Here is a 15,258-nt window from a genome sequence, read left to right on the forward strand (position 1 = left end):
GCCGGCTGCTACTGCTTGAGGAATTTGTCGAGCCAGCGCGGTGTCGCCGCGCGATCGAAGACGACGTGCAGCGACGGACCGAATGCGCCATATTCGAGCCCGTGTCGTTGGGCAAGCAGCGTCAGGGACTGGGCGGTGTGAAACGAGATGTGCCCGTTGCGCGGCACGCAGTACCACCACTGATCGATGCCTTGGTCGAGGATGTCCCGGGTGATCAGCGACGTCTGGAACAGCAGCGCGCCGTCGGGCTTCCGATAGCGCATGATCTGGTCGAAGAGATCGACCGGCGCCGGGTGATGCTCGAACACCTCGAATGACAGGATCGTATCGAAGCGGCCTTCGGGCGGAACCGGGTGCGAGAACGGATCGTACGACGTCACGTCGGTGAAGCCGCGCGATACCAGTTTCCGTTCCAGCAAGCCCAGCCCCGAGCCGAAATCGAGCACGCGGCCTTCCCGCATTTCCGGAAAGCTGGTGCAGATCAGGTCGGCATGCTGTTGCGGACGGATCTCGAGATACTCGGGGTCGTGGCGCGGGTAGTCGGCGTTATACACATGCTGCGCGAAATCGTCGTGGGTCCAGCTGTCGAACATCGGGGCCCACGTGAAGCCGCATTGCTCGCACGCATGGTAGTAGACCGGCACCCCCGCATACGGGTCGACCTTTTTCCCGGCAATGAAGTCGGCGCCGCAGCGCGAAAAATCGACCAGGCCGCAGATGGGCGCGGGGGCAGCACACACTTTGCAGGCAAGGGCCGCCGGGTGGCGATTCAGGTCGTGACTCAATTCCCGTTCTCCTGTTCTCGCCAGCGACGCGTGCGTCTGACGGATGGTGCGGGAGAGGCTATCACAATCGCATCGGCCAGCGCGGCCGTGCGCGGTGGCGTCGCCAGACGCGCTTACGGGCGCAGCAGGTCGAACCCGCCGAATACGACGACACCGCTCAATACGATCATCGCGACGGAGTGCTGGCCGAAGTAGAGAATCGCGGCGGCAAGCCACGTCGTGATGCAGAAGGCGCCGATGCGGGCCATCGTGTGTTCCTCGAATGCGTGAGAAGTGTGTGTGCGCCGCATGGCGTTCGCCGCTCGAAACGGCGAGCGGGGCGCGCATGCAGACGGGAAAGGCGACCCGCGCAGCCGCGACCGCGGCGCCGGCACGTGCTGCGTGCCGTGCCCGGAAGGGCGGGAGTCGAGACCGGCGGCATTGCGCGCTCGCGCCCGGAGGCGGTCGGCGCGCGAATGCTGCTGGCGAAGCCGCGATTTTATCAGCGCTGCGGTGCCCCCAATCTGGCCCTTTCGCGGTTAAACCCGTCGATCTTCGGGCAAGTCAGTCCGTCCCCGATGCTCAAGTTTCGTATGACGAATGCCGTAAACAATCTGGAAGACGTTTCCTACTCCGTCACGACGCCTCCTGACACACGGACCGACATCATGCAGATCGACTTCTCCACGACGACGCGATCCCCGCTGGCCGACAGCAGCGCGACCGCAACCAGGCCCGCCGCGACGCCGTCTACCGGCGACGCCGCGAGCACCACCGGCACCACCGGCACCAGCACGGCTGACGCGACCGCCACTTCCGGCACGAAGGATGCGACCGGCGCCAGCGGCCAAACGCTCGGCGCATCGGGCGCGTCGTCGGACGACCCGGCGGTCAGCCAGTTGAAGGCGCTGATCGAGCGGCTGCAGAAGCAGCTCGCGGCACTGGAGCAGCAGATAGCGAGCGCGGGCCAGCGCGCGAAGGACGACCCGGCCGCGGCGATCCAGCAGCAGTCGCTGAGCGCGCAAGCCAGCACGATCTCGGCGGCGCTTTCGACCGCGATTTCGCAACTCGCGGCGGCGATCGCGAAATCGGGCGGCTCGCAGGCGGGCGGGCTGGTGTCGACGCAGGCCTGACCGGTCGCGGCCGTGTCGGCCGCCCGCATTACAATCGCAAGCTCGTCTCCCTCGACAGGACGGCTGAACGATGAATGCGGAATTCAACGACGACGACCTCGCCCGCTTCGAATCGCAAGGCGGCACGCCGCTGCCGGCGGCCGACGAGCAAGGGTGGCTGGAACACGACGGCGCGCGCATCTGGCACGCGTCGTTCGGCCAGGGCCCGGCGGTCGTGCTGCTGCACGGCGGGCTCGGCCACAGCGGCAACTGGGGCAACCAGGTGCCGGCGCTGCTCGCGGCCGGCTACCGCGCGATCGTGATCGACAGCCGCGGCCACGGCCGCAGCACGCGCGACGCCCAACCCTATTCCTACGAACGCATGGCCTCGGACGTGCTGGCGGTGCTCGACGCGCTGCACGTCGACCGTGCACGCTTCGTCGGCTGGAGCGACGGCGCGTGCATCGCGCTCGTGCTGGCCGCTCGCGCGCCGGAACGGGCGGCGGGCGTGTTCTTCTTCGCGTGCAACATGGACCCGAGCGGTACGAAGGAGATCGTGCCGAGCCCGCTGCTCGACCGCTGCTTCGCGCGGCACCGCAAGGACTACGCAGCACTGTCGGCGACGCCGGACCAGTTCGACGCATTCGTCGCGGCGGTCAGCGAAATGATGCGCACGCAACCGGATTACCGCGCGCAGGATCTCGCGGCGATTGCCGTGCCGGTGACCGTCGTGATGGGTGAGCACGACGAATTCATCCGGCCCGAGCACGCGGCGTACCTGGCGCGCACGATTCCGGGCGCGACGCTGACGACCCTGCCCGGTGTGAGCCATTTCGCGCCGCTGCAGCGGCCCGAGCGGTTCAACGCGGCGATGCTGGCGTTTCTCGAGCGGCTGCCGGGGTGACCGTCGCGCGGCCCGCCGGCGGCCGCATTCTCCACCGCATTGCCGATTTCATCAGTTCGACGAAAGCGGTTCTACCCGGTCCTGTGCTGCGTGCGGGGCGAAAGACAGCGCGACGCGGCCGAAAAGTATCGCTGGGCTGCGAACAAGAGCGTGGGCCTGACGGGAATGCGGTGTCTCGCATGATCGAGATACCCACGCTGCGTTGAACATCTTCCGATGCGGACGTGCATCGTCAGGCGTGGGCATCCCCCCGCCGTTCGGCCCGGGGCGGCGCCAAAAGTTTTTCTTTAGGCTCGCGCAACATATCGTCGATTGTTGGCGGCGCGGCGACAGCGGATAGTCCTGCTTCGGCAGCCCGGCCGCCGTGCTTTCCGCACGGCGCGGCCGGAACCGTTGTCCACGCAACCATCAGAAATCAAAGGAACCGCAACCATGCGATTCAACGCGACACGCTTCGCCGCGACCCTGTTCGTCGCCGCGTGCGTCACCGCCACGGCCGGCCGCGCGGCCGCCGCCACGCAGGACGACCTCCACGACACCGTCACCCGCCACATCGCGCCGCTGATGAAGCAGTACGCGATTCCCGGCATGGCGATCGGCATCGTCGCCGACGGCAAGCCCTACGTGTTCGACTACGGCGTGATGTCGACGCAGACCGGCAAGCCCGTCACCGGCGATACGCTGTTCGAAATCGGCTCCGTCAGCAAGACGCTGACCGCGACACTCGCGGCCGACGCGCAGGAGGGCGGCGAACTGTCGCTGGCCGACCCGGCGGGCAAGTACCTGCCCGCGGTGCAGGGCAAGCCGTTCGGCGTCGTGACGCTGCTCAATCTCGGCACGCACACGCCCGGCGGCATGCCGCTGCAGGTGCCCGACAGCATCCGCGACGACGCGGGCCTGATCCGCTATCTGGAGGCGTGGCGGCCCGCGTATGCGCCGGGCACGTATCGCACGTATTCGAACGTCGCGATCGGCATGCTCGGGTGGCTCACCGCGAAGGCGATGCACAAGGATTTCGCGGCGCTGATGGAGCAGCGGCTCTTTCCCGCGCTCGGCATGACGCACACGTACATCAACGTGCCGGAAGTACGCCAGGCCGATTACGCACAGGGCTATACGCAGGACGGCAAGCCGATCCGGATGACGGGCGGCATGCTGTGGCAGCCGGCCTACGGCGTGCGGACCACGGCGGCCGACCTGCTGCGCTTCGTGCAGGCGAACATGGGGCTGATCGAAACCGCACCGCGCCTGCAGCGCGCGCTCGAACGCACGCACACCGGCTATTTCCGCGCGGGGCCGCTGACCCAGGACCTGATCTGGGAGCAGTACCCGTATCCGGTCGCGCTGCCGACGCTGCTCGAAGGCAACTCGATGAAGATGCTGCGCGACGGGATACAGGCCACCGCGATCAAGCCGCCGCTCGCGCCGAGCGCGGATACGTGGATCAACAAGACGGGCTCGACCAACGGCTTCAGTACCTATGTCGCGTTCGTCCCGTCGAAGCGGATCGCGATCGTGATGCTCGCGAACCGCAGCTATCCGAACGAGGACCGCGTGAAGGCCGCGTACGGGATCCTCGGCGCGCTCGACGGCCGGCGGTGACGCTTCCGGCGCCGGGCCGGTGCGGCTTACTCCGGCGCCTGCTCTTCGTACGCGACGAAGATCTTCCGCGTGCGCTCGACGACTTCCCACGTGCCGCGAAAGCCCGGCGGAATGACGAAGCGATGGCCGGCGCGAAGGGTTTTCGCGTTGCCTTCCTCATCGGTGATCACCGACGTGCCTGCCAGGATCTCGCAGTATTCCGCTTCGGTGTAGGCGACCCGCCAGCGGCCGGGCGCGCTTTCCCAGATGCCGGTCGAGAAGCGGCCGCACGGGCTCGTGAAGCCGGGCGTGAGTGTCTGCAGCGGGTCGCCGGCAATCAGCTTCTCGGGCGGCACGCGGTATTGCACGGGTTCGCCGCTGGGGGTGAGGGCATCGGTGATGGTGGTAATGTCGAGCACGGCTGGCATCCTTCGTCGAAGTGAAATGAACGCGCCGACGGCGCGTTCGCATGATTCCATACTTGCGGGCGATATTGGCGGTTACCGGCGTCGCTTCCCCTGTCGCGAGCGCACGGCCGTGACGAGCGCTTATGATGAGCGGACGACGCGGCAGCTGGATGCGCGAGAGACGAAAGGAGGAGCGATTGAGCATCGCATGGGATGGAATCACTGGCGCCGACGTGCTCGACGACGCGCAGGTCGCGAGCCGGCACGCGTTGGCCGACGCGGCGCGCAAGGGCGACTGGGCGACGATGCTCGACTGCATTGCAAAAGAGTACAAGCTCGTCAACGCGACACGGCTCGGCGGGACGTCGCTTCTCACCCCGCTGCACCAGGCCGCCTACGGCGGCGCGCCGCAAGCGGTCGTCGTCGAACTGTTGCAGCGCGGCGCGTGGCGCATGCTGCGCGATGCCACCGGCGCGCGCCCGGTCGATATCGCCGCGCAGCGCGGGCATCGGCACCTGATCGATCTGCTGACGCCGCAGCCGCGACGCGTCGTGCCCGACGAAACGCTGCGCGACATCCAGCGCCACTTCCACGAGAGGATTCTCGGCCGCATCGCATATCTGCGTGCCGACGCGCTGCGCCTGCCCGAACTCGAACCGCTGCTTGAACTCGACGCGCAAGCCGAACGCGTGTGGTTCGGGGTGCCGGGCATGTACGGCGGATTCGGCTATGCGCTGCGCACCGACGGCGCCGCGGCCGTGCTCGTGTCCGAAAGCTGGAGCCGCGTGGTCGGCGGCTCGGGCCAGCGGCACGAGATCACGGCGCGCGGCTGCACGCTGGTCAAAGAGGGCTTCGTGTGACGGCCTTGCGCCGTCACGTTACCGCTCAGGCGACAACCGAGTCCGTTGCCTTGACGACGGCCGTCGCACCTTGCGCGGCCGACGCCCGCGCTGCCGCCGCACCCGCCAGCCGCCGGTAGCGCGCGAGCGCCCACAGCGGGAAGTACGCGGTATAGCCGTGATACTTCAGGTAGAAGATGCGCGGAAAGCCCGGCGCATTGTGCGAGCGGTGCCACCAGAAGCCGTCTTCCTGCTGGACCGACTGCAGATACGCGATGCCGCGCTTCACCGAATCGGATTCGCAGTCGCCGAACGCCATCTGCGCGAGCAGCGCCCACGCGGTGAAGTTCGACGTGCTCTCGCCGCCATTGGTGCCGCCCAGCTTCGGGTCGATGTAGCTGTCGTTCGTCTCGCCCCAGCCGCCGTCCGCGTGCTGCCGTGAACGCAGCCATTCGATCGCGCGTGCGATATACGGCTGCGACTTGTCCTCGCCGGCGAGCGCGAGACCGGCCAGCACGCTCCACGTACCGTAGATGTAGTTCGTGCCCCAGCGGCCCCACCAGCTGCCGTCGGGCTGCTGCGTGCGCTTCACGTAGTCGATGCAGCGCGCGACCGATGCGCGTTCTTCCGCGCGTTTCGTCACGCCGAAGCACAGCAGCACGCGGCCCGACACGTCCTCGGTCGGCGGATCGAGCAGCGCGCCGTGGTCGGCGAACGGAATCGCGTTCAGGTACATGCGGTCGCAGTCGGCGTCGAATGCCGCGAAGCCGCCGTTGCGCGATTGCAGCCCGCGCATCCAGTCGAGCGCGCGCGCGACGCGCGGCGCATACGGGTTCGTGCCGTCCGCGTTCGCATGCGTGCGGCCGCGGCGATCGAGCATCGCGGTGACGACCGCCGTGTCGTCGATGTCGGGGTAGTACGGGTTCGCGTACTGGAACGCCCATCCGCCCGGCTGGACATCGGCCGGCGCGTTCTCGATCCAGTCGCCGCGCAGGTCGTTCACCTGGCGTTCGGCCAGCCAGTCGTAAGCGCGTGCGATGCGTTCGTCGAGTGCGCGCCGTGCGTCGCCCGGCTCGCCGTCTTCCGCCGCCGCCACGCCACGCGCCTGCTCGAGCGCCATCGTGCTCCACGCGGTGTCCCACACCGGCGACAGGCACGGCTGGCAATACATGCTGCCGTCCGGCCGCGTGACCAGCAGCTTCTCCAGCGCATTGTCGCAATCCCGCCGCAGCGGGTGATCGTCCGGATAGCCGAGCACCTGCATCATCTGGTTGGCGTACACGATCGGCGGGAAGATGCCGCCGAGCCCGTCCTCGCCGTTCATGCGCTCCGCGCACCACGCCTCGGCATGGCGGATCGCGCGCTGCCGCAGGCCCTTCGGCATCAGCGGCTCGACATGGCGCACCGTGCGGTCGAGCGCGAGGAACAGCCTGCGCATGCCACGCGCGGGCGGGAAGTACCGGCGCTCCTCGTCCGGCGGCATGACGAACAGCTCGCGGATCGAGATGTTGCGCGGATTGCGCGCGCGCGCCTTCAGCGAGCACAGCACGAGCAGCGGCACCATCGTCGTGCGCGCCCAGTACGCGACCTTGTACATCGAGATCGGCACCCACTTCGGGAACAGCACGAATTCGACCGGCATGAGCGGCGTCGCGCGCCACGGCACCTGGCCGAACGTCGCGAGCAGGATCCGCGTGAACACGTTCGCGCGGGCCGCGCCGCCGAGCTTCAGGATCGCGTCGCGCGCGCGGACCATGTGCGGCGCATGTTCGCTGTCGCCGGCCGCCTTCAGCGCGAAGTACGCCTTCACGCTGCACGACACGTCCGGATCGCCGTCGACGTACAACGCCCAGCCGCCATGCGTGTCGAGCCGCTGGTTCGCGCGCAGGTAGCGCGCCATCTTCTCCTGGCGGAGGTCGTCGATCTTGTCCATGAAATGCATCATCAGGATGTATTCCGCGGTGATCGTCGCGTCGGATTCGAGTTCGAAACACCAGCTGCCGTCGGGCTGCTGGAGACGCACGAGGGCGTCGCGTCCACGGGCGATCGCGGTGTCGAGCGCGGACCAGGGGGAGGGGGTGGCTGTAGTCATGCGGCGGATCATACCATCCGGCCGGAATGTTTATATCGAGACGCCGGGTGCTACCATCCGCACCATGAAAAAACACCTCGAACCCGCGCCGCACGATGCGTCCGCGCCCGTCGAACCGGCTGGAACGGCCGGCGCACGGGCGCCTGAAGCATCATCGGCGCCGGCCGTCCCCACCGCCGGCGTGCGTCGGAAAAAAGCGCCGGATCAGGTGCGTGCGCAGTTGCTGGCGGCTGCATCGGAAATCGCGACACATCACGGCGTGGCCGCGCTGACCCTCGATGCTGTGGCCGAGCGGGCCGGCGTGACGAAAGGCGCGCTGCAATATCACTTCGCGAACAAGCAGGGGTTGCTGGATGCGCTGTTCGGTCAGGCGACCGAGCGGTTCACCGCGCAGATGGCCGCGCGGGTGGCGGCGGACGGCGACGGCGCCGGCGCGGTGGCGCGGGCCTACATGCATGCGGTGCTCGACGAGTCGCACGCGGTCGCGAGTACCGATGTGCTGCGCGTGCTGGTCGCGTCGATGATTACCGACCAGGACACGCGCGCGCGCTGGTCGGTGCCGATGCGGGAATGGACGCGGCCTGATCCCGTGCCGCTCGAGCAGGCCGCGACGCTGATGATCTGCCGGCTCGCCGCCGACGGGCTGTGGATTTCGAAACTGCTCGACAGCCTCGAGATATCCGCCGAATTGCGCGCGGAGATCGGCCGGCAGCTCGATGCGATGAGCCACGGCGTGTTTCCGAAGGGGCGCGACGGCGCCGCTTGATGCGTGCGTCGTGGCGCCTGGCCGCCGTGGCGGACGGCTTGCGCCGGGATCGCTACGGCATCAGCCGGTCGAGCAGCGGCGACCGGAAGATCCGGTGCGGGTCGTAGCGCTCGAGCGTCGCGCGCGCCGTATCCCAGTTGCTCGACGGCGGCTGGCCCTCACGATGCAGGTTCGGAATCGTGGTGGTGAGCATCGTGTCGTCCTGCCAGGCGGCCGTGTCGGTATAGGCCCAGCCCTTCGACCATTCCGGGCGCACCGTCGCATACGAGCCGGTGTAGTTCGCGAGCATCCATTGCTCGATCTCGCGATAGAAGCGATCGGCGGCCGGCGTGCCCGGCAACGTCAGGATGTCGAACCATACGGCGGTATCCCATTCCGGCCGGTCGGGGCGCGGCTTGAGCGCGGACAAGGCGGGTACGGCCGCGCCCGGGCCGGCATCGGCCGGCTTGTCGAGACCGGTGACGCGGATCTCGACGGGACCGTTCATCGGATACTCGCCGCGCGCCTTGTACGTGTCGACGCGGTTCTGATAGAACTGCACGAATTCGCTGATCACGCGCTGCACGTCGGCGCGCCGCGCCAGTACCGCGTAGCCGTTCGCGGTGACGCGCAGCGTCGTTGGCCGAATGTACTGCAGCACGGTGCGCGACCAGCCCCAGATGTCCCCGCTGAGCGTGAGTGCGAGACCGGCCGTCGTGATGGCCAGCTGCGTCTGGCCGAACAGCGGCGTCAATGCGCCTTCGCCGCCGATCACGATCCGCTTGACGAGATCCGAGATGGACTGCGAGATCGAATCGGAGAACGGATAGTTGTACGGCTGCGTGACGGCGCGCGACAGGAACGGCTTGCTGGGCGTCGGCGTCCAGACCTTGAGCCACGGCTTGGTCGTGAACGGGAACCAGATGGCTTCCACCCGGCCCGAGCCGTCGAGAAACGACGCGATCGTGCGGCCTGTCGCGCCGGCCGCGGCGAACAGTTCGGATGCCGGAATATCGACGTAGCTCTGGCAGCGTAGCCGCTGGTTCGGGCCTGCCGTCAGCGTGACCTCGACGACGAGCGCCCGCCCGATGTGCGCGAGAAACGCGCCGATCTCGGGATCGGTGCGCTCGAACCGGCGCAGCACGTATTGCTGCCGGGCCGGATCGAACACGACCGCCGTGAGCGCGACCACGAGATTGCTCAGCGAGCCGTAGGTATGGCCCGGCTGCAAGGTTTCACCGGCCGCCGGCACGGCGGTGCCGTGTGCATCGATCGCGAGCGCGCCGCCGAGCGTGATGTCGCCCGGGGCCGGCGCGGCAATCACGCCGAGGCCGTACTGCTCGAGCGTTGCGAGCAGCGACTCCAGCGAGACGCCCGTTTGGGCGGTGACGCGCGCCGGACGCGCCGACGTGTCGACGGAGACGGCCGTCAGCGACTTCGTCGTATCGAGCAGCACGAGGTTCGCGGCGCCGGCGCCCGGGTCCAGCGTCAGCGGCGACCAGTTGTGCGTGTAGCCGCGCGGGCGTATCCGGTAGCCGTTTGCGCGCGCCCAGTTGACGGTAGCGACGACGTCGTCGGCGGAGCGCGGCGCGGCGGTCCATACGTCCTGCACGGCGATCTCGCCGCTCCAGTTCAGGAACGCCTGCTTGTAAAGCGGGATGTCGGCCGGGAAGCCGGGCGGTGTGTCGCCGGCCGTCCGCGCGTGCGCCGCAACCTGGTAGAGCGGTGTCCAGCCGGTGACGATGCCGGCCGCCGCGAGCTTCGCCATGTCGGCCAGGAAGGCGCGACGCGGCGCAGGTTCGTCTCTGAAGTCGTGACTCATGGTGTGCTCCAATTTTTCGGAATTGTTTTGCAGATTGGAAAGACGACAAATGACGCGTTGAGACTCGTGTGGCAATTCGAGCAGGTGCGACGCGCGGGAAGCGTTGCGCGTGGGTGGGCCAGGATTGAAAAAGACGGTGCGTTCGGCAATACGCAGCCGCACATCACCACGGACGTCTAATAGGAAATCGGAAAACCGCCTGGCGATTGCTTCAATTGGCCGTCGGCCTGTTCTGTCGGCAAGCAGATAGGGAGATTCGACGGAATCGCGTGTGGCGAAGCGCTAGCCGCGACGATCGGTAAAAAATGATTTCACGTGAATATTAATCTTCATGTTTCGATTTTTTAAATAAACCCGGTCGCAGTTCAAGGTTGATTGACGATGCGTCGTATATTTCGGTCGGAAGCGTAGCAATTTATCTATCGGGTGACAAGCGGCGGAGTTGACGAATTTCGCGTCATTTAATATGGAAATTTTATGACGGGAAATGGCTTCGTCCGTTGTGGGTATTATGCAACGCAAGTGCCGGCGCCTTGCCGCCGTGGGCTTGGAGCGCAAATTATGCTTTGCCGCCGCGTATATAGAATCGATTGTTGAGCGAATCGAAATGACGCCCGGAAGACAATACCTGAAACCGGGTCGATGGGCGGGGGTATGGTGAAATCCGGTAATTATTCTCTCGAATAAGGCTCCCGGATGAAAATTCGTGGTATGCGTCGCGTGGGTGATTATTACAAAAGTTCGTGGTAAATGGATGTCGATTTTTCCTTGTATCCGTAATAATGCCAATGAACGGCTCGCGAATTGATTGATTTCCAGTTTGTGAATGATGTGTTTTAAAAAATAGATGTCGGGTTGACTGCAAATGTCTTGAATCGTCGCTATCATACGCGGCTGGGATATACGTGGATCAAATTCAATGGAAAGAATCGTTTCGCTTTTTGATCGAGATTTTTCGTTGAATTCGCCGGGAACGCGCCCGCGTCGAGCCGGCGCCGGGTTTTCCGATTCAGGTTTTCGGCACGTCCGGCGGCGGCGCGTTTTCATCCGGCAACGCGAATCGGCCGAAATGGACGTTTCAGCCTTTCGCGGCTTCGCGAGTCGCTCGCATCGGGCTGAACAGGGAACGGCGCGCCGTCGTCTCGCATGAGCCGGACGCATCGGCGCGCGCTGGCGGCGGCGCGTTGCCCTCCTGAGAAGGCGCGCGACGCAGCGCGACCCGACGCGCGCCGCGCAAGCCGTGCCGGTTCGCCGGCGCTTGCGTTGCGTCCGGTCCTCAAGCACGCACAACAAGGAGAGTCAGATGTTCGCGAAGCTCGGGAAGGTGATTTCGAGCGCAGGCAGTGAGCGGTTCGCATCCGACATGCATGCATTGCTGGTCGAGTCGATTCCGCTCGCGATCACCCGGATGACTGAATGGACGCTCGACGAGCCGGCGGGCGAAGTCGTCCGCGTGCAATCGCTCGGCGCGGCCGGCGCGCCGGGCGATGACGGGCGCGGCGCGCCGGCCGCGCACGGTGAGCGGGAACCGGCAGCGCATCCGCCGTTGAACCGGATCCTGGCGGCCTGCGACCGGCAGCTCATTCACATCAATCCGCTGATGCGGCGCGGCAATGGCGGCGAAGTCGCGCCGCCGCGCGGGCCGGGCGGCGGATTTCAGTGCCATCTCGTGTCGGGCAAGGCGAATCGCCGCTACGTGATCTCGCTGCATCGCACGGCATCGCATCGCGACTTCTCGTTGCAGGAGATGTCGTTCCTGAAGAACTTCGCCGATACGCTGCTGCCGCTCGTCGAGTGGCATGCGTCGACGTGCCGGCACGGCGAGCGTGAAGGCGCGACGGCACCCGGTGCGACGGCAGGCATGCCCGGTGTCGAGGCGCTGCGCCACGAGTTCGAATCGCGGCTCGCGCGCGCGAGGGTCGTGCTGTCCGCGCGTGAAAACGAAGTGTGCCTCGGCCTGCTCGCGGGCAAGATGCTGCGCGAAATGGCCGGCGAGCTCGGTGTGAAGGAGAGCACGATCGAGACGTACATCAAGCGCGCCGCGGTGAAGCTCGGCATCAGCGGCCGGCACGGGCTCACGAAATGGATGATCGACGATTCCGTTCCGTGCGCGTCGGCGGCGTGACACCGTCACGCCATCACGCCGCGGACGCGCGACGCACGCCACCGGGCATGCGCGTTCGGGCCGCGGGCCCTCAGGTTCCGATGCGCGGCGCCACGTAGTCGCGCCGCACGGTTCTCATCTCGCCCCCGCCAGCTTCCGTCGCGGCCCCGGCCGTCTCGTCGAGCATCCAGCGCGTCAGCCCATGACGCCCGCTGAAGCCCAGCTTGACGGCCGCCCGCTTCAGGTAGGTTTCGACGGTGCTTTCGCGCAGCGCGAAGCGCATGGCGATGGCGGGCACCGTGTCACCGGCCAGCAGTGCGGTGCATGCCTCGATCTCGCGCGTCGACAGCTTGACGCCGGCTTGCTCCAGGCGATCGGCGAACCGCCGCGCCACGCGCTCCCGGCCCGATTGCGTCGCCGGCGGCGCGGCGGCTGTCACGCGGGCGGACGGCGGAGCCGAATCGAGCGCCGCGACATGGCTCTCGACGATCGGAAACAGCACGTGCGAGAGTTCCTTGAGGAAGGTCCGCTCCTGCGGCGAGAAATCGTCGAACGTACAGGTGCGATACAACGAGATCACATAACAGTGGCCCCGCTTGCGGGTCACGAGGTGGAATTGCGCGTAACGCGGCGACACGATCGCCGCCTGCATGAGGATGAAGCGGTCGAGCTGCGCGTGGATCGGGCCGTGGCCGGCGAGCGTGTCGTCGACGTGCAGGGGCTCGCGCCCGCGCGCGGCGGCATCTGCGGCCCGCAACGGACAGCGGCCGCGCCGGCCTTCGCGAGCGCCGCGCCGACCGCGCCGAGGCTGCGCACCTCGGGATGGCCGTCAGGCGCGTCGTCGACCGCCAGCTCCGAAATGCGGATCTCGTCGACGGGGACCGCCGCGGCGATCAGGTTGTACATCATCCGGGGAAAACGTCGGCTCCCGCTGCTCGAGATCGCTTCGCCGACGTGTGCGAACAATCTGCTGAACTCCATGAAGGGATTCCTGATGAGACGTTGAAGCTGCGCTTGTGCGCATGAATGCCGACATGATTTAAACACCCGGATGCGAACGCGTCTGTAACGGATTGCCGGGACAGACGCTACATCGCCGGCCGTCGAAGCCGGTACGGCGCACGGCGACCGTTCCGCGCGTCTGCGACAGACGGTGCGCACCTTCTCTGCATCCGGATCGCTGCTCATCCGGCAGCCTCGGCCCGCACGGCACACATGGCCGTATCGGAGAAGATGCGGCCGCTATCCAGGCGAATGACCCGATCCGCCAGCTTGAAGTACTGATCGTCGTGGGTGATGATGACGACGCATTTCCCGCGGGATTTCAGATCGGGAACCAGCACTTCATAGAAGAATCGCTTGAACACCGGATCCTGATCGGCGGCCCATTCGTCCAGGATATAAATCGGACGATCCTCGATGTACGCGCAAAGCAACGCCAAGCGCTTGCGTTGCCCTGTCGACAACGCGCGGGTGGTCGAGTAGGTCCGGCCGGAAATCTCGATCTTGTCCGCCAGTTTCAGGGTGTCGAGGTATTTCCGGGCAAGCTCGATGCTTTCATTGCCCCGATCCGGTCCGATGATGCGATTGAACAAATGGAAATCGGTGAAGACGGCGGAAAACAGGTTTCGGTACCGTTCCCTGGCAGCGTCGTCAACGACTTTTCCGTCGAGGGAAATCGTGCCGCCGGTAGGCGCATAGAGGCCGCTGAGGACCTTGCCCAGCGTGCTCTTGCCGCTGCCGTTTCCGCCGATCACGTAGACGAGTTCTCCGGCATGAATCGTCATGTCGATGGGGCCGAGCACGAAGTCGACCGACGCTTCGTTGTCACGGTAGTTCATCGTCACGTCTTTCAACTCGATGACCTTCCATGACTTGGCCGACAGGGATTCCACGTTGCCGGCAGCGCGCGGTTCCTCGTGCGAAGCCTGCGTGTCGTCGATCAGAAAGCCGAATTCCGCCAGCCGGGCGAGCGCGGTCTTGCCTTCGGCCACCACCGGCAGAATATTGATCAGCATGGTCAAGGGCCCCATCATGTAGAGCACGGCCAGGATGCTCGCCGTGAGGACGGAGGGATCCACGACGCCCAGCGAAGGTACGCCGAACAGCAGGCATCCGAGCAGGACCGCTACCGTGATCTGGCCGATGCTGTCGCCGCTCATGAACCAGAAACGCTCTACGTAATTGAATCCCGCCACGCGCTTCGATGACAATTCGATCGCGGCGCGGGTAAACCAGCGTCGCCGGGCCCGGTTGAGCTTGAGCTCCTTGATGCCGAACACGAGGCCATGTGTGTATTCGTTGAACTGGACGAATTCATCGCGAACCCGCTCCGTGAAATTGACCGCCTTCCGATAGAAAAACAGATAAAGCACCAGGCCGACGAGGGTCAGGATGATCGTCGACGCGAACACGATCCACGAGAGATAGGCGAGATAGGCGATGCTGCAGATCAGGATGACTGATTGAACGATGATCGTCGGGATGGTCAGCAGGGTCTGGCTCAGCTGCGGAATATCCTGTGTCAGCATGGTCAGCACGTTGGGGGCGCCGCGTCTGTCGATTTCATCCAGCGGGGTCGCCAGGATCCTTTTGCACAGGTTGACGCGCAATCGCGTCATGACTTTCATGCAGGCATAGGAGGGCATCACGGCAGCGCAGCTCCTGCAGACCACCGCGACGACATTCACCGCGATGAACAGCAGCAACAGCGTCCGTCGATCATCCTGGTCGTGCAGCACGGTGCTGATCAACCCGACGCCCACGATCGACGCGATGCCGCTGACGAGGCCCGTCAGGACCGTGCCCAGCGTCAGCCAGGGATGACTGCGCCACATCAGGGTGGCGGCGGAATGCCATGGCGGCGATTTGCTTTGAGCGGAATCCAT

15 protein-coding genes and 1 pseudogene are annotated in these 15,258 nt (G+C 66.1%); 8 read left to right on the forward strand and 8 right to left on the reverse strand.

Annotation, left to right across the window (positions count from 1 at the left end; genetic code table 11):
* Nucleotides 1–8: 8 nt before the first annotated feature.
* Nucleotides 9–785, reverse strand: coding sequence for a class I SAM-dependent methyltransferase (locus LXE91_RS33660; RefSeq protein WP_039355109.1), 777 nt, complete (start codon nucleotides 783–785; stop codon nucleotides 9–11).
* Nucleotides 786–898: 113 nt separating this feature from the next.
* Nucleotides 899–1,033, reverse strand: coding sequence for a hypothetical protein (locus LXE91_RS33665; RefSeq protein ID WP_006767081.1), 135 nt, complete (start codon nucleotides 1,031–1,033; stop codon nucleotides 899–901).
* 399 nt (nucleotides 1,034–1,432) lie between these two features.
* Between LXE91_RS33665 and LXE91_RS33670 the strand changes: the two genes are divergently transcribed.
* The 4 genes and pseudogenes from LXE91_RS33670 (at nucleotide 1,433) to ampC (ending at nucleotide 4,382) form a co-directional block, all read left to right on the forward strand.
* Nucleotides 1,433–1,897 (forward strand): hypothetical protein, encoded by a 465-nt coding sequence (locus LXE91_RS33670; RefSeq protein WP_039355095.1) that lies wholly within the window; start codon nucleotides 1,433–1,435, stop codon nucleotides 1,895–1,897.
* Nucleotides 1,898–1,967: 70 nt separating this feature from the next.
* The gene (locus LXE91_RS33675; protein WP_039355092.1) at nucleotides 1,968–2,780 is read left to right on the forward strand and encodes an alpha/beta fold hydrolase; all 813 of its coding nucleotides are present in this window, start codon (nucleotides 1,968–1,970) and stop codon (nucleotides 2,778–2,780) included.
* A gap of 46 nt (nucleotides 2,781–2,826) precedes the next feature.
* Nucleotides 2,827–3,120 (forward strand): annotated as a pseudogene (locus tag LXE91_RS33680) (zinc ribbon domain-containing protein); the annotation flags it as partial.
* Between the two features lie 92 nt (nucleotides 3,121–3,212).
* Nucleotides 3,213–4,382, forward strand: a complete 1,170-nt coding sequence (ampC, locus tag LXE91_RS33685) for a class C beta-lactamase (RefSeq protein ID WP_039355089.1) — start codon at nucleotides 3,213–3,215, stop codon at nucleotides 4,380–4,382.
* A 26-nt stretch (nucleotides 4,383–4,408) separates the two neighbouring features.
* Here ampC and LXE91_RS33690 read toward each other — a convergent pair whose 3' ends face one another.
* Nucleotides 4,409–4,789 (reverse strand): cupin domain-containing protein, encoded by a 381-nt coding sequence (locus LXE91_RS33690; protein WP_082139463.1) that lies wholly within the window; start codon nucleotides 4,787–4,789, stop codon nucleotides 4,409–4,411.
* A gap of 176 nt (nucleotides 4,790–4,965) precedes the next feature.
* Between LXE91_RS33690 and LXE91_RS33695 the strand changes: the two genes are divergently transcribed.
* Nucleotides 4,966–5,628 (forward strand): ankyrin repeat domain-containing protein, encoded by a 663-nt coding sequence (locus LXE91_RS33695; RefSeq protein WP_039355087.1) that lies wholly within the window; start codon nucleotides 4,966–4,968, stop codon nucleotides 5,626–5,628.
* A gap of 25 nt (nucleotides 5,629–5,653) precedes the next feature.
* Here LXE91_RS33695 and shc read toward each other — a convergent pair whose 3' ends face one another.
* Nucleotides 5,654–7,711, reverse strand: a complete 2,058-nt coding sequence (shc, locus tag LXE91_RS33700) for a squalene--hopene cyclase (RefSeq protein WP_039355083.1) — start codon at nucleotides 7,709–7,711, stop codon at nucleotides 5,654–5,656.
* Between the two features lie 52 nt (nucleotides 7,712–7,763).
* On the opposite strand from shc, the gene LXE91_RS33705 reads away from it, so the two are divergent.
* The gene (locus LXE91_RS33705) at nucleotides 7,764–8,465 is read left to right on the forward strand and encodes a TetR/AcrR family transcriptional regulator (protein WP_039355081.1); all 702 of its coding nucleotides are present in this window, start codon (nucleotides 7,764–7,766) and stop codon (nucleotides 8,463–8,465) included.
* A gap of 52 nt (nucleotides 8,466–8,517) precedes the next feature.
* Here the strand turns inward: LXE91_RS33705 and LXE91_RS33710 are convergent, their stop codons facing one another.
* Entirely contained in the window at nucleotides 8,518–10,266 is a 1,749-nt protein-coding gene (locus LXE91_RS33710; protein ID WP_039355078.1) for a cholesterol oxidase substrate-binding domain-containing protein, read from the reverse strand.
* A 282-nt stretch (nucleotides 10,267–10,548) separates the two neighbouring features.
* The gene (locus tag LXE91_RS33715; protein ID WP_135370803.1) at nucleotides 10,549–11,313 is read right to left on the reverse strand and encodes a hypothetical protein; all 765 of its coding nucleotides are present in this window, start codon (nucleotides 11,311–11,313) and stop codon (nucleotides 10,549–10,551) included.
* Between the two features lie 256 nt (nucleotides 11,314–11,569).
* Between LXE91_RS33715 and LXE91_RS33720 the strand changes: the two genes are divergently transcribed.
* Nucleotides 11,570–12,391 (forward strand): response regulator transcription factor, encoded by an 822-nt coding sequence (locus tag LXE91_RS33720; RefSeq protein ID WP_039355071.1) that lies wholly within the window; start codon nucleotides 11,570–11,572, stop codon nucleotides 12,389–12,391.
* 70 nt (nucleotides 12,392–12,461) lie between these two features.
* On the opposite strand, the gene LXE91_RS33725 is transcribed toward LXE91_RS33720, so the two are convergent.
* Nucleotides 12,462–13,022, reverse strand: coding sequence for a LuxR C-terminal-related transcriptional regulator (locus LXE91_RS33725; protein ID WP_249215635.1), 561 nt, complete (start codon nucleotides 13,020–13,022; stop codon nucleotides 12,462–12,464).
* Nucleotides 13,023–13,046: 24 nt separating this feature from the next.
* Between LXE91_RS33725 and LXE91_RS33730 the strand changes: the two genes are divergently transcribed.
* The gene (locus LXE91_RS33730; RefSeq protein WP_278068180.1) at nucleotides 13,047–13,376 is read left to right on the forward strand and encodes a hypothetical protein; all 330 of its coding nucleotides are present in this window, start codon (nucleotides 13,047–13,049) and stop codon (nucleotides 13,374–13,376) included.
* 178 nt (nucleotides 13,377–13,554) lie between these two features.
* Here LXE91_RS33730 and LXE91_RS33735 read toward each other — a convergent pair whose 3' ends face one another.
* The gene (locus LXE91_RS33735; protein ID WP_039355066.1) at nucleotides 13,555–15,258 is read right to left on the reverse strand and encodes a cyclic peptide export ABC transporter; all 1,704 of its coding nucleotides are present in this window, start codon (nucleotides 15,256–15,258) and stop codon (nucleotides 13,555–13,557) included.

This window comes from Burkholderia contaminans, from assembly GCF_029633825.1.
Lineage (GTDB): Bacteria > Pseudomonadota > Gammaproteobacteria > Burkholderiales > Burkholderiaceae > Burkholderia > Burkholderia contaminans.